Genomic DNA, 13321 nt, shown 5'->3' with positions numbered 1-13321 from the left:
ATGGCGGACCACAATGCTCTGGTGATTGGCCCGACGGGCGCCATAGGCTCGGCGCTTGTTCAGGCCTTGGACGGCGCGGGGGGCTGGGGCATTTTGGGCATGTCCCGCACCGCGCCGTCGCAAGGCGCGCGGTTTCGCCATCTGGCCGCCGACCTGATGGATGCGGACACGATCCGGTCCGCCCTGGCGGATGCGCCCCCCGTCACACACGTCTTTTACGCCGCTCGCGCCCCACACGGCGAGGGCGGCGTCGAGAACGTCGACGGTAATCTGGCGATGCTGGCCAATGTCGTTGAGGCGGTGCAGGGGCCCACGTTGCAGCATGTCCATCTGGTCGAAGGGACCAAATGGTATGGTGTGCATCTGGGGCCGCACCGAACCCCCGCGCGCGAGGATGACCCGCGCCACATGCCGCCCAATTTCTACTACGATCAAGAGGATTACCTGATTTCCGCGCAGCGGGGGCACGCATGGACATGGTCCTCTTGCCGACCCAACGTGGTCTGCGACTTTGCCCAAGAACGGGCGCGCAACCTGACCACGGTGATTGGCGCTTGGGGGGCGATCTGCCGTGAGTTGGGGGTGCCGTTTGACTTTCCCGGCACGGCGGTCGGGTTCGACAGCCTGACCGAAGTCACCGATGCGGCGCATCTGGCCAATGCGATCATTTGGCTGTCGACGCAGCCCGGAGGGGCCAACCGCGCCTTCAACATCACCAACGGCGATGCGTTCCGCTGGCGTTATATGTGGCCCAAGCTGGCGAAAATGCTGGACCTGCCCTGCGGAGAGCCGCGCGACATCCGGCTGGCGGACTGGATGGCTGACAAAGGGCCAGTCTGGGATCGGATCACGGCCCGCCACGGTCTGGACCCGCGCCCGCTGGAACGTGTGGCGCTGTGGGCCTTCGGCGATTTTGTCTTTCGTCAGGACTGGGACTTGTTGTCGGATCTGACACGCCTGCGCCAAACGGGCTTTGCCGGGTCGGTGGATACGTCGCAGATGTTTGCCGATCACTTTGCTGCCTATCGCAAGGTGCGCATCCTGCCCACGCCGGGTGTGACAGCATGAAAGGCCGCGCATGACCCTGCTTCATACAGCCCACCTGGAGGTCCACGCCGAGGTGATCGACGCCTTTCGCACGCGGCTGACCCGGCACGCGGCGATCACGCTAGAGCGCGAGGACGGCTGTTTGCGGTTCGATTTCTTTCAGGATCGCGACGTGCCGACCCGCTTTTTGCTGATCGAGGTTTACGCCGACGATGCGGCGCTGGCCGTCCACCACGAAGCGCCGCACTATCTGGAATTCAGACGTGACGTGGCCGAATGGGTGACCGACCGCCAGTGGTGGTTCTGGGACACTCCGCCCGCCGCCTGAGATTGAGGATACTTGACCAATGCCCGCACTCGGCAAAAGGGACCGCCCAATGCTACCAGACCCCTCTGATCGCCCGCCGCTCGACCAACTGGGCGAAGTCGACCTGATCGTTCTAGGCTCTGGTGCTGCCGGGTTGACGGCGGCCCTGACCGGCTTGCTGGAAGGATTCAGCGTGGCGGTGCTGGAGGTGGCGCCGTATTTTGGTGGCACGACGGCGCGATCCTCGGGAACCGTCTGGGTGCCGGACAATGCGCTGATGCGGGCTGCGGGGGCGGCGCCGGATCGACAGGCGGCAGAAACCTATCTGCGCGCGCTGGTCGGCAACATCGGCCCCGAAGAGCCCTGGCAGACCTTTCTGGACACGGCCCCCGCAATGCAATCCGATCTGGAAACCCGCGCCGGAGTGCTGTTTCGCCCCTACATGGCGGCCGCCGATTATCGCAGTGATTTGCCCGGTGCCGCCCCCGGCGGGCGGGCGCTGGAGCCGGTTGAATTCGACGGACGTCGCCTTGGCAAATGGTTTGGGCTGCTGGCCGAACCCTTGAAGGATCTGATGGTCTTTGGCGGCATGCTGGTCACCCGGGCCGAGGGCGCGCGCCTGATCCGCGCCGATCGGTCGGTGTCGGCCATGGCGTTGGGCGCGCGACTGGTGGCGCGCTATGCCCGGGATCGGATGCACTATCCCCGTGGGACGCGGCTGGTCATGGGCAACGCGCTGATTGCGCGGATGATGCATGGCATTTTGACGCGCGGCGGTCAGTTGTATGAAAGCACGCAGACCCTGCGGCTGATTCAGGATGAGGCGGGCCGGGTTACCGGTGTCGAAGGGCTGCACGCCGGTCGGGCCTTTGCGCTGAAAGCCGGAGTCGGGGTGGTTCTGGCAGGCGGCGGTTTCCCCTCGGACCCGCAAAAGCGCCGCGAGGAACTGCCCGCGCCTGCGCCCGAACACAGTCCGGCAACCCCGTTCGCGCGCGGCACCACGCTGGATCTGGGCGTGGCGGCGGGCGGCAGGCTGGGTCCGTCGGGACGCGACAATGCGCTGTGGTTTCCCTGTTCTGTCCGGGTGGCGGACGGGGGTGGCATTGCGGTCTGGCCGCACATCGTGCTGGACCGGGCCAAACCGGGATGTGTGATTGTCGATGGGGCGGGCCGACGTTTCGCGAACGAGGCGCTCAGCTATCACGATTTCTGTCGCGCCATGATCTCGCACGGACCGACGGCACAGCCCAGTTGGCTGATCGCGGGGCGGGATTTCATTCGGCGTTATGGTCTGGGTCCGATCAGGCCGCGCACCCCAAGGCTGACCTCGTGGATCGCGTCAGGCTATCTGAAGCAAGGTCGCAACATTGCAGAGCTTGCCACCGCAATTGGGGTGCCCGCCGAAACCCTGTCCGAGACCGTGACGCGGTTCGATGCCAATGCCCGACGTGGCGAAGACCCCGATTTCGACAGGGGTTCGACGTTGTATCAACGCTCAAACGGGGACAATACGCGCGGCTTGGCGAACCCCTGTCTGGGCCCGGTAGGGGATGGAAAGCTGTTTGCCATCGCTCTTTGGCCGATGCCGCTAGGTACCAGCCGCGGGTTAGTCGCCAGCATGGATGCCGAGGTGCTTGATACGCGCGATCGCGTGATCCCGGGCCTGTTGGTCGCTGGAAACGATATGCATTCGTGTTTTTCGGGTGAGTATCCGGGGGCAGGGGCGCAAATCGGACCGGGCATGGCCTTTGGCTGGCGGGCGGTCCGCCGTCTGGCCGCGCATCGTCGCGACGCTTAGGCGACTTCTTTGCCGCAGGAAGCGGAGAACCGGCCGTCGGCGCATGGTCCGAACGCGATCCGCCCTTAGGTGGCAAAGATCCCCTGCCAAAGGTCGGCCTGTGTCCGCATGGAGGAGCCGAGTGCCAGAACCTCGCTGCCGTGCCGGGCGAATTGCGGAATCGGGGTGTGGACACTGGTGCCGCCTGCCTCTGCGATCAGCAGCAGACCGGGGGCGGCGTCCCACAGGTTCAGGTGCTTCTCGTAGTACACATCTGACCAACCGGCCGCGATGCTGAGCAACCCGGTACAGGCTGCGCCGCTGCGACGATAGTCGGCGCCTTGGGCGATGATGCGTCCAATCTGGTGCAAATGCTGGGGCAGGGGCGCGCGGGGCGAATAGCCCAGCTGGACCAGCGGCATGTCGGGACGGTGGCGGGGCAAGATCCGGACGCCGTTCAGATAGGCCCCTTGGCCCCGTGTGGCGGTGGCGGTGGTTTGGTGGTCGGGGCATGTGATGACGCCGTCGATCAGCACTCCATCGACAACCCGCGCAATGCAAACGCCCCAATCGGGCAAGCCGTTGAGATAATTTGTGGTTCCATCGATCGGATCGACGATCCAAAAGCTGTCGGTGGGCGTGCCGCCCTCTTCCTCGCCCAGAACGGTGTCGCCGGGAAACGCTTGGGCAATCCGCTCTCGTATCAGCCGTTCAGAGGCGCGGTCGGCATGGGTGATGAAATCCATCTTACCCTTGGTGGCGACGAAATCCTGTGGCGCGTTGGCGCGCAGGGTTTGGGCCAGGTGTCCGGCCTCTTGGGCCAGTGCGGTTGCGAACTCTAGCGTGCCGATGTCGGTCATGGGCGAGCCTTTCGTGTGGTGCCGCGATGGACGGGGCGCAAAGGGATGTGGAAGGTTTCATGCGGGCGCGTGGGGTCAGTTATCCGTTCAAGGATCAGGTTGACCGCCTCGGTTGCGGCGTCTTCTGACGCCTGCCAGATGGTCGACAGGCTATTGGACAGCCATGCGGCCTGCGGGATGTCGTCAAAGCCCAGCACCTGCACCTGATAGGGAACCGACACCCCATGCCGGACGCGCAACCCATCGAGGAAACCAAGCGCCAGCAGGTCGGTGGTGCAAAAGACCGAATCCGCCATGCTTTGCTGCACAAAGCCATCGGCGGCGGCCAGTCCGGCGTCGTAGTCCTGACTGTCGACCTCTAGCACATCGACGCAATAGCCGGCCGCGCGGCACCGATCGGAAAAGGCAGAGGCACGGCCCAGAACGGAATAGGTGCGGTCGCGCGGTTGCAGCACGGCAAACCGTTGCCCGCCGCGCTCGACCAACATGTCAAAGGCCAGTTGCCCGGCGGCGTCCACGTCGATCAGAACATGGTCCGCGCCCTCTAGCGCGACGTTGCGATTGATCAGCACCACGGGCACGTTCAACTGGGCGCATTCGTCGATGATGCTGTTCGAGGGCGTGCCAGAGGTGATCATCATGCCCGACACCGAATAGTTCAGCAGCCGTTCCACAAGGCCGGATTGATCCTCTCCGCCCTCAGCGGTCACAAGGATGGGGGTGAACCCATTGGCCAGAAATTCACGCGCGGCGGCGCGGACTTGCGTGGCGCGATAGGGGGTGTCCAACCGTGAGGCGACGATGCCCACCAACCCAGACGACCTACTTTGCAGACTGCGCGCCAGAAAGTTGACGCGGTAGCCAAGCTGCCGCGCGCTGTCGATCACCTTTTGTCGGGTGTCATCCGACATACGGCCCTGACCGGACAGTGCTCTGGAAACCTGTGACCGATGCACACCGGCCAAACGCGCTACGTCAAAAGAGGTGGGCTTTTTCGGCGTATCAGCCATTTACGACCATGGTTTCGGACAACATATCCCTGAACAAAAACGGAAAATGCAGATTTACGATGTCGGGTCGGGCGTCGATGATACTGGCAAATTTGGAACGATCCCGGCCCATATAGGCAAACATCGACCGCAACCCCAAGTCGCGACAGCGCGCAAGATCGGCAAGATCGTCGCTATGCACGAATTCTATCACCTCCGGCCCAAGCTCTTGTACGGCCTCTAGTGAGGGCACGTCCTGCCGCCGCACAATCAACCGCGCCTCTGGTGCGATCAGGCGCAATTGGCGCAGTCTGTGAAGATCGTAGGCCCAAAACAGGCAGTGATCCATCATCTTGTGGGCACGCACCTCTGCCACGACGCGATCTGCCTCGGCGTGTTTCAGTTCGACGTACAGCTGGCCGTTGTACTGCAGGGTGATGTCCAAAATTTGGGCAAAGGTGGGGATCGGTTCGCCAGTGAAGAACGGGTTGGCGTGGCGTCCGGCGTCCAGCGTTTGCAGCATCTCTAGCGTGTGCCACGCCGCGGCGCCTCGTCCGTTGGTGCAGCGGCCCAGTTCATCATCGTGGAAAACGACCAACTGATTGTCTGCGGTCTGTTGCAGGTCAATTTCAACCCGCGTGAACCCGGCGGCAAAGGCGCAATGGGCGGCGGGGGCGGTGTTTTCGGGCGCAAATTCACAGGCACCGCGATGGCAGGTGACTTCCACCGGCCAATTGGCGGGCGGGCGAAAGGGATGCACCAGTTCGGGCCGGTCCGAACAAATGCCCAGCACCGGCAGGTCGCGCAGGACGGCCATGCGGGCGGGGTCTTCTTCGTGCCACAGGACGACTTGCTGATCATTGGCCGCGGCGCGGGCAAAGAAATCTGGCGTCAGCGCGTCCTGGGGTCGGTCCATTTTCTCCCAGCACAGGTGGATGATATCGGCCCCGGCCGCATGGACAAAAGGATCGGCCCCCAACGGCACCAGCACCGACCGGGGGTAGGGGCAATCGGCGTCAATCAGCATTTGCGCGGCGGCTGGATCAAAGGCCCCAAGGATGGCGCGGTTGATGCCATGCGCCTTGAGCGCATCCAGAACGGGCAGGGTGGCGGCGCTGTCCTTGATGTCGGCATAGATGCCAGCGTCTTTTTCGACCGCAAGCGCAAGAATTTCCGAGAAGGGCAGGGCGGGTAGGTTTTGCGCGCTGGCCTGTTGGGCGATTTGTGCCGCCGTCAGATCAGCCAGCCTTTGCCCGTCGGGAAAGGCGGCGTCGTGGTAGGTGATCAGCGTGCCACAGGCGGCGCTGCGAATGTCGACCTCCCAAAAATCGGCCCCAAGGCGTGCGGCCTTTTCATAGGCCTCCAGACTGCAATCGGGGGCATAGGCGCTGGCACCGCGATGGGCGATGGAATAGGGGCGGGCAGGGGACAGCCAGTCAGTCATATCCGCGCCCCCGATGTGTCGAAACACAGTAGGGCGGCGGGGTCGTAGCCCCAGTTGACCTCTTGTCCCAGTGTGACGCCTGAACCAGCGGGTTGCACCGACCGCACCAGCCGACCAGAGCGCAGGGTGATGTCAAACAGATCCTCGCGCCCTTGGGTTTCGATAAAGCCGACGCGCCCGTTTAGCACGCTGCCGAATTGCGGGCCGATATGTTCCGGGCGGATGCCGATTTCGGCGCAGCCATCGGGGGCGTCGAATTCCGGCAAATCCTGCGGGGTGACAAAGGAAATCGGCGGGTTTCCTAAAAACCCCGCGACGAATTTATCCTTTGGATTCTGGTACATCTCTGTCGGAGTGTCCATCTGCACGATCTGCCCGGCGTTCATCAGCGCGATGCGGTCACACATCGACATCGCCTCGACCTGATCATGGGTGACAAGGATCGCGGTCAGGCCGGTTTCCTGCTGAATGCGGCGGATCTCTGAGCGCATTTCAAGCCGCAGCTTGGCGTCCAGATTGGCCAGTGGTTCATCCAGCAACAACACGTCCGGTTTGCGCACCAACGCACGGGCCAAGGCGACCCGCTGTTGCTGGCCCCCCGACAGCTGCGCCGGGCGGCGATCCAGCAGCGCCTCGATGTGGACGAGTTCGGCCATTTCCTGCACGCGGGCGCGGATTTCGTCGGTGTCGGTCTTTTGCACCTTGAGCGGAAAGGCGATGTTTTCGAACACCGTCATGTGCGGATACAGGGCATAGTTCTGGAAAACGACGCCGACGTTGCGTTTCTGGCTGGGCAGGTGGCCCACATCGCGGCCGCCGAATGTCAGCTGGCCGTCGCTGATGCGGTGGATGCCGCAAATTGCAAACAGCGTGGTGGATTTTCCGCAGCCCGAGGGGCCCAAAAGGGCGATCAGTTCGCCGCTTTCGACGCGCAGGTTCATCTTGTCGATGACAGTTGTGCCATCGAACCGCTTGGTGAAATCAGTCAGCTCGAGCTGCATCAGCCTTTCGAACCTCCGCCATAAATGTTCATGAGTTTGTTTTGGAAGACCAGATAGATGACCACGACGGGCAAGGCGTAGAACAGGCCCACCGCCTTGAAGAGATCAAAGTCGGCCTTGGTGTCGTCTTGGATCAGCGCCTGCATATAGGTCGCCAGAACCTGCGCGTTGGAACCGGGGGCAATCACCAACGGCAGCACAAATTCCGACCAGCCGGACAGGAAAGAAAAGATCAGGATTGCCATCATTCCCGGCTGCACCTGTGGCAGAACCAACTGCCACCAGACACGGAACCGGCTGGCACCGTCCTGCACGCCGGCCATCTCGATCTCCCACGGGACGGTGTCGTAGAACCCTTTCATGATCCAGATGCCAAAGGGTAGCTCCAGCGCCGTTTTGACGATGATGACCCCGATCAGCGTGTCGTACAGACCCAGCATTTGCAGGATCAGAAAGATCGCGATGATCAAGGTAACGGTTGGAAAGGCGTGCAGGACGATCAAACCGGCCAGAAAGAACCCGCGCGCCGGCAGATTCAGCCGCGACAGAGCATAGCCCGCGGTCAGGGACACCAGCGTGACCACCGTCGCCGTTGTAGTGGCAAAGATGAAGGTGTTCAGCGTCACCTGCCAGATGCCCGCGCGGCCTGTGTCCAGCCGTTCCCACATGAAACGAAAGTGGTGCAGGGTAAAGCTTTCGGGGAGGAGCGCTCCGGGGGCCTTGACGGTAAAGCTGTCGATCAATTGAAAGGTGAACATGATCACCAGCGGCAGCGAAAAGAGCGCCAGCACCACCAGAACGGGCCAGTTCCTGAAGTTGTGTCGCATCTGGTTATCCTTCGATCAGCGGTTTGCCGACAAGCGTGCGGAAGTTGAACAGGCGCAGGTAGAACAGGCTGGCCAATATGCCGATCACCACCAGCACCAGCGCAAAGGCTGCGCCCAGACCGTATTGCAGGTTGCCGCCGTAGTTGTTCAGCGCAGTGTGATAGGCGGCCAGTGCCCATACCTCGGTCGAGCGGCCCGGCCCGCCGTTGGTGGCCAGGAGGATATATTCAAACGAGGTCAGCAGAGACAGCGTTTGATACGAGGTGGTGAACAGGATCGGCCAGCGCAGTTGCGGCAGGATGATATAGCGCACTTGCTGCCAGCGGTTCGCGCCGTCCACCTCTGACGCGTATAGCATGGATGACGGGATCGCCCGGATGGCCGAAGAAAACAGGATCATCCCCATCGACGCCCCGACAAAGCCGTTGATCAGCACCAGAGAGACCCAAGCATGGGTGGCGGTGTCCAGCATCCAGTTGCGCGGACTGATGCCGAAATTGGCTAGGACGGTCGATATGAACCCGGTGTCCCATGTGAACCATTTCCACATCAGCACATACAGCACCGGCGGCAGGATGCGCGGCAGGAACCAGATCGCGCGAAAGCCTGCGGCCTGAGCGGGCGGCAGATAAAAGGTTGAGATCGCAAGGAAAAGCCCAAATCCCACGTTAAAGGCCAACGTGAACAGCACATAGATCGCGGTATTGCCCGCATAGCGCCAAGACGACGACAGCGAGAACATCAGCTTGATATTGTCGGTGGTCCAGACCCAGCCGGAATAGGCCTGTTTGGTGATCAGGTCATAGTCGGCGGGGGGGACGCCTGCCTCTGTCAGGGTGGCGCGGAATTCGGCTTCCGTCTCAAACCGCTCGTTCAGGACAGAGCGTTTGAACAGGTCGGCTGCGGCCTTGCGGTCGCGGGTTTTGCGGATGCGGTTGTCGCGCAGATCCTTGAGCGCGCTTTCCATGTCGCGCCGTTCGGAGAACCGCGCGCCGTCGTGCAGTTTGGTAAGCTCATCTGCGGTAGGTTGGTCAAATTCACGCGCCAGCGCGGTCAGCCCCTTGGCGTCCACCACATAGCCCGCGTTTTCCAGCGCATCCGCCGTCTCCTTGGGTAGACCCGCGTCGCGCATCGCCCGGACCGAACTGGACGTCAGAACGTATTCGCCGCCGGTGATCCCGGTGGCCGTGCTCATGCTGGTAAAGGCGAAAATGCCCGTCAGGACCACGGGCGCCAGAAAGAACAGGACAACCATGATCAGGGCGGGCGAAAGAAAGCCCAGCCCCAGCCAATTCATGCGTGTCATGTGGGGAACTCCGAAAATAGGTGGGGCAGGGGGCCGCGTGGGGTGGCCCCCTGCCGGATCATTGGATTAGCGAACGATCAGTTCGTCACCCAAGGTGGTTGTCAGCTCTGCTTCAAGCTCGGCCACGGCCTCTGCCGGGGTTTTGACGCCGGTCCATGCGGCCTCTAGCCCTTTCCACATCGCCTCGGAGAAGGCGCCATATTGAACGTGGTTCGGTTGGGCGTTGGCGTGGCCCAGCAGACGGTCTGTGGCTTCGGATGCCCAACGATTGTTGGAATAGAGTTCGATGTTGGACTGCTGGTGCGTGATGCCCAGATGCGCCGACTGGATCGCGTGAAGCGAGTTCATGCGCGGTTCGGACGCGATTTTCACCAGTTGCGCGGCGATGTCTTCGTGATCGTCATCGGCCTGATCGGTGATCAGATACACCAGCGGTTGGGTGATTGTGTTGGCGCGGCCCTTTTCGTTGCCCGCCGGGATCAGCGAGAATTCGATGGTGCCAAAGAAATCTTCGTTGCCTTCGGGGCCGGTGTAGCGGGCATAGTGCCATGTGCCGCCATGCCAAAGCGCGGCCTTGCCGTTGGCGACTTCGGAATACCACTGCGCCCAGTCGGTGCCGATGTGGTTTTTGCGGGTCACGCCCGCCGCCACCGCATCGACAAAGAATTGGTACATTTCTTCCATTGCGGCCTTGTCCAGCACCAGCTTGCCGGTGTCGGGATCTTGCAGGACGCCGCCAAACGACTGGTAGAACTGTGCATAGTCGGGGCCGTTGGACACGCGCGGGTAAAAGCCATAGCCTTCTTCGACCAGACCCATGTCGACGGCTTTTTTGGCGTCTGCCAGCACGTTTTGCAGGGTGTATTCGCCTTCTTCGACCATGGCGGGAAGAGCGGCGATTTGCTCATCGGTGTAGCCGATGCCCTTCATCGTGTCCTTCCAGAAAAAGAACGGGCGGCTTTCGGCGTCTTGCGGCAGGCCCCACTGGACGCCGTCAAAGGCGGCGATTTCCATCAGGTTGTCGTAGATGTCGTTCAGCGGCCATGCGTCCAGATCAAGATAATCTTCTACCGGGACGATCAGGCCCGCCTGCGACCAAGGCGCAATGTCGAGGTGCGAGGTCACGACGATGTTCGGCGCCGTGCCGGCCTCGGCCGCCAGTGTCACGGCCTGTTTGAAATCGTCCCAGCCGCCAAAATCGCGTTTCTTTTCGACGGTGATGGTCAGGTCTTCGCCTTCGATGGCGCGTTCGCGCATCAGCATTTCAGCGGCCAATTCGATCGCATCAAGCCGGTAGCTGTCGGATTCGTTTGATCCTCCGGCCCAAACGGTGATGGTGACGTCTTCGGCCAGGGCGGCAGAGCCAGCGCAGACAAGCGCGGTGGTGGCCAGGAATTTACGCAGGATGGTCATGTCAGAGTCCCGTTCCAAGGTTTTCGAGCAAGGCATTCAATCGCAGTGGGCACACGTGTGTGCAGCGGTAGGTAGGAGATTCGTGTAACAGTTGGTTGACGGGCGCAGAGGTATTTGGCGGGAGCTCATGATGAGGTGGAAGTGGCGGTTCTGGTGCGGAAAACGCACGAGGGACGGCAAGGGCGTTGAAAATGTTTCATCCGCCGCAGCAACGTGGTTAAGTCCGCTTCATGAAGAAAATCACCGCCAAAGATGTGGCCGCCCTTGCCGGGGTTTCCGTCGCTGCCGTGTCGCGCGCCTACCGGGTGGATGCGCCGATTTCGGATGAAAAGCGTAAGGCGATTTTCGCCGCCGCTGCCAGGCTGGGCTATATCAGCAATGTCGACAAGGTGCTGTCCAAGCAATCGACTAACACCATCGCCATGGTGGTCAGCGAGCTGCGCAATCCATTCTACCCCAGCGCCATAGATGAGCTGATCCGACAACTGCCGGAACGCGGACTAAAGGCGATCGTGCATGTTGTCACCTCGGCTGATGAGGTGGACACAATCATGCGTCAAGTGCTTGATTTCAGGACAGAAGGCGTGATTTTGGCCAGCTCCACCATGACCTCTCGGCTGGCCCGGTCCTGCCGGGAAATGGGGCTGCCGGCGGTGTTGCTGAACCGTGTTCAATCGGACAGCAGCATGATGGCGGTCTGTTGTGACAACTACTCTGGCGCGCGGCAGATCGCGGCGCGGTTTCTGTCCGGCGGTCGTCAGCGCATCGCCTTTGTTGGCGGGCGGAGTGACACATCTACCCACCTTGAACGGATGCGCGGATTTCAGGATCAACTTGAGCACGGAGGCCAGTCCATCTGTTGCCAGTTTGACGGCGGGTTTGATTATCAGCAGGCGTTCCGCGCGGGCCAAGTGCTATTGGAGCAGCGGCCCCTGCCGGACGCGGTGTTTTGTGCCAATGATATCATGGCGATCGCTGTTCTGGACGCCGCCCGGATCAAGGGCATTTCCGTGCCAAAGGACATCGCGGTGATCGGGTTTGACGACATCCCTATGGCCGCGTGGGAATCCTATCGGCTGACCACCATACGCCAACCGCTGCGACGGATGCTGAAACAGGCGGTCGACATTATCGTCAACGCCGATGCCTCTATCGAGACCGGCGATATCCGTGTTTTGCAGGGTGAAATGCAGGAACGAGAGAGCGGTTAGTGAAATAATTTCATAGCTGACGACTGTCGTTGCAATCGCGCCACTTTCTATGCCTTTTCCCGTGTCAGACGCCTGAATGATGGGCGGTTCATGTTTTTGGGAGGTTCAACATGAAATTGAATTCTATGTTCTCTGCTGTCGCGCTGACGGTTGCTGGTCTGGCGGCTGCTGCTCCGGCCGCTGCCGAAACCCGGTTGGCCTTTGGCGCCACAAACTCGCAAAGCGCGCACTACGCTTACTTTGCTTCGTTGGCGAAAATCGTGAACGGGGCCTATCCCGATGGCTATCAGGCGTCGGTTGTGGAAACCGGTGCGACAGTCGACAACCTGAAACGGATGTCGCGCAACCAGCTGGACATTGGTCTGATCACCACATCGACGCTGTATCACGCCTACAATGGCGTCAAATCCTTTGACGGGCGTCCGATCGAATCCAAACTGCTTTGGGCCTATTCGCTGGCGCCGCAGAACGTGGTGGTACGCCGCGATGCCGGTGTGACCTCGCTTGCGGATCTGGACGGCGTGAAATTTGGTCCGGGGATGCGCGGATCTTCGACAGAGGCGACGACCCTAGAGGTGTTCGATCTGCTGGACATCGTGCCCGACTGGATGCGTGGCACCAACAGCGAACTGGCAAATGCCATCAAGGACAACCGGTCAGTCGGTTTTGTCAAAAGCGCCGTTGGCACTTCGTTTGACGCGCTGACCACCGACATCGCGGCCTTTACCCCGGTGCAGGCTCTGGGCATCAGCGACGAGCAAGAGGCAAAGATCCGCGAAACGCTGCCAGAGCTGTCAATCGTCAAAATGCCGGGCGGCGAGATGGAAAACTCTGACGCCTATACCGTATGGGGCTTTATGATTGGTGTGTCCGCACGTCCCGAAATGGACGATCAGACCGCCTATGACATCACCAAGGCCGTCATGGAAAACATGGCCGAGCAAGAAGCGGCATTCCCGTCGGTCAAGGGCCAGAACCTGCCCGAGCTGACGCTGCAATACGCGACCAGCCCGCTGCACCCCGGCGCGATCCGGTATTACGAGGAAATCGGCCTGACCGTGCCGGACCGCCTCAAGTAATCAATCGGACCTGATGCAGATGGGGCGGCTCCGTGCCGCCCTGTTTACACTGTCTCTAGC

12 protein-coding genes are annotated in these 13321 nt (G+C 61.5%); 5 read left to right on the top strand and 7 right to left on the bottom strand.

Going from position 1 to position 13321, the window contains the following annotated elements; genetic code table 11:
- The 3 genes from ANTHELSMS3_RS23410 to ANTHELSMS3_RS23400 are packed head-to-tail and all read left to right on the top strand — an operon-like array spanning position 1 to position 3152.
- The gene (locus ANTHELSMS3_RS23410; RefSeq protein WP_157733634.1) at positions 1-1068 is read left to right on the top strand and encodes an SDR family oxidoreductase; all 1068 of its coding nucleotides are present in this window, start codon (positions 1-3) and stop codon (positions 1066-1068) included.
- 10 nt (positions 1069-1078) lie between these two features.
- Positions 1079-1375 carry a putative quinol monooxygenase gene (locus ANTHELSMS3_RS23405; protein ID WP_094037447.1) on the top strand — a complete coding sequence of 99 codons (297 nt, stop codon included), beginning with the start codon at positions 1079-1081 and terminating at the stop codon, positions 1373-1375.
- Between the two features lie 49 nt (positions 1376-1424).
- Entirely contained in the window at positions 1425-3152 is a 1728-nt protein-coding gene (locus ANTHELSMS3_RS23400; RefSeq protein ID WP_094037446.1) for an FAD-dependent oxidoreductase, read from the top strand.
- 65 nt (positions 3153-3217) lie between these two features.
- On the opposite strand, the gene ANTHELSMS3_RS23395 is transcribed toward ANTHELSMS3_RS23400, so the two are convergent.
- From ANTHELSMS3_RS23395 to ANTHELSMS3_RS23365, 7 genes are all read right to left on the bottom strand, one after another.
- Entirely contained in the window at positions 3218-3991 is a 774-nt protein-coding gene (locus ANTHELSMS3_RS23395; protein ID WP_094037445.1) for an inositol monophosphatase family protein, read from the bottom strand.
- On the bottom strand, positions 3988-5001 hold the full coding sequence (locus tag ANTHELSMS3_RS23390) for a LacI family DNA-binding transcriptional regulator (RefSeq protein WP_094037444.1): 1014 nt from the start codon (positions 4999-5001) through the stop codon (positions 3988-3990). Before ANTHELSMS3_RS23390 ends, ANTHELSMS3_RS23395 begins: the two co-directional genes overlap by 4 nt.
- Positions 4994-6424: a glycerophosphodiester phosphodiesterase gene (locus ANTHELSMS3_RS23385; RefSeq protein WP_094037443.1), complete on the bottom strand. Its 1431-nt coding sequence runs from the start codon at positions 6422-6424 to the stop codon at positions 4994-4996. The genes ANTHELSMS3_RS23390 and ANTHELSMS3_RS23385 overlap by 8 nt, the downstream gene beginning before the upstream one ends.
- Positions 6421-7425 carry an ABC transporter ATP-binding protein gene (locus tag ANTHELSMS3_RS23380; RefSeq protein WP_094037442.1) on the bottom strand — a complete coding sequence of 335 codons (1005 nt, stop codon included), beginning with the start codon at positions 7423-7425 and terminating at the stop codon, positions 6421-6423. Before ANTHELSMS3_RS23380 ends, ANTHELSMS3_RS23385 begins: the two co-directional genes overlap by 4 nt.
- Positions 7425-8252: a carbohydrate ABC transporter permease gene (locus ANTHELSMS3_RS23375; RefSeq protein ID WP_094037441.1), complete on the bottom strand. Its 828-nt coding sequence runs from the start codon at positions 8250-8252 to the stop codon at positions 7425-7427. Before ANTHELSMS3_RS23375 ends, ANTHELSMS3_RS23380 begins: the two co-directional genes overlap by 1 nt.
- 4 nt (positions 8253-8256) lie before the next feature.
- The gene (locus ANTHELSMS3_RS23370; protein WP_094037440.1) at positions 8257-9558 is read right to left on the bottom strand and encodes a carbohydrate ABC transporter permease; all 1302 of its coding nucleotides are present in this window, start codon (positions 9556-9558) and stop codon (positions 8257-8259) included.
- Between the two features lie 66 nt (positions 9559-9624).
- Entirely contained in the window at positions 9625-10971 is a 1347-nt protein-coding gene (locus tag ANTHELSMS3_RS23365) for an ABC transporter substrate-binding protein (RefSeq protein ID WP_094037439.1), read from the bottom strand.
- Between the two features lie 230 nt (positions 10972-11201).
- Between ANTHELSMS3_RS23365 and ANTHELSMS3_RS23360 the strand changes: the two genes are divergently transcribed.
- Positions 11202-12182 carry a LacI family DNA-binding transcriptional regulator gene (locus ANTHELSMS3_RS23360; protein ID WP_094037438.1) on the top strand — a complete coding sequence of 327 codons (981 nt, stop codon included), beginning with the start codon at positions 11202-11204 and terminating at the stop codon, positions 12180-12182.
- A gap of 110 nt (positions 12183-12292) precedes the next feature.
- The gene (locus ANTHELSMS3_RS23355) at positions 12293-13261 is read left to right on the top strand and encodes a TAXI family TRAP transporter solute-binding subunit (RefSeq protein ID WP_094037437.1); all 969 of its coding nucleotides are present in this window, start codon (positions 12293-12295) and stop codon (positions 13259-13261) included.
- The last annotated feature ends 60 nt before the right edge of the window (positions 13262-13321 follow it).

The sequence above is a fragment of the Antarctobacter heliothermus genome, assembly GCF_002237555.1.
In the GTDB taxonomy this organism is placed as follows: Bacteria; Pseudomonadota; Alphaproteobacteria; order Rhodobacterales; family Rhodobacteraceae; genus Antarctobacter; species Antarctobacter heliothermus_B.
The sequence above is the reverse complement of the archived record's forward strand: the minus strand, read 5'-3'. Positions and strand labels throughout refer to the sequence as shown.

What these genes read in the sequence shown, in the direction of transcription:
- ANTHELSMS3_RS23410 (WP_157733634.1), top strand. Translation starts at nt 1, where the DNA reads ATGGCGGACCACAATGCTCTGGTGATTGGCCCGACGGGCGCCATAGGC.
- ANTHELSMS3_RS23405 (WP_094037447.1), top strand. Translation starts at nt 1,079, where the DNA reads ATGACCCTGCTTCATACAGCCCACCTGGAGGTCCACGCCGAGGTGATC.
- ANTHELSMS3_RS23400 (WP_094037446.1), top strand. Translation starts at nt 1,425, where the DNA reads ATGCTACCAGACCCCTCTGATCGCCCGCCGCTCGACCAACTGGGCGAA.
- ANTHELSMS3_RS23395 (WP_094037445.1), bottom strand. Translation starts at nt 3,991, where the DNA reads ATGACCGACATCGGCACGCTAGAGTTCGCAACCGCACTGGCCCAAGAG.
- ANTHELSMS3_RS23390 (WP_094037444.1), bottom strand. Translation starts at nt 5,001, where the DNA reads ATGGCTGATACGCCGAAAAAGCCCACCTCTTTTGACGTAGCGCGTTTG.
- ANTHELSMS3_RS23385 (WP_094037443.1), bottom strand. Translation starts at nt 6,424, where the DNA reads ATGACTGACTGGCTGTCCCCTGCCCGCCCCTATTCCATCGCCCATCGC.
- ANTHELSMS3_RS23380 (WP_094037442.1), bottom strand. Translation starts at nt 7,425, where the DNA reads ATGCAGCTCGAGCTGACTGATTTCACCAAGCGGTTCGATGGCACAACT.
- ANTHELSMS3_RS23375 (WP_094037441.1), bottom strand. Translation starts at nt 8,252, where the DNA reads ATGCGACACAACTTCAGGAACTGGCCCGTTCTGGTGGTGCTGGCGCTC.
- ANTHELSMS3_RS23370 (WP_094037440.1), bottom strand. Translation starts at nt 9,558, where the DNA reads ATGACACGCATGAATTGGCTGGGGCTGGGCTTTCTTTCGCCCGCCCTG.
- ANTHELSMS3_RS23365 (WP_094037439.1), bottom strand. Translation starts at nt 10,971, where the DNA reads ATGACCATCCTGCGTAAATTCCTGGCCACCACCGCGCTTGTCTGCGCT.
- ANTHELSMS3_RS23360 (WP_094037438.1), top strand. Translation starts at nt 11,202, where the DNA reads ATGAAGAAAATCACCGCCAAAGATGTGGCCGCCCTTGCCGGGGTTTCC.
- ANTHELSMS3_RS23355 (WP_094037437.1), top strand. Translation starts at nt 12,293, where the DNA reads ATGAAATTGAATTCTATGTTCTCTGCTGTCGCGCTGACGGTTGCTGGT.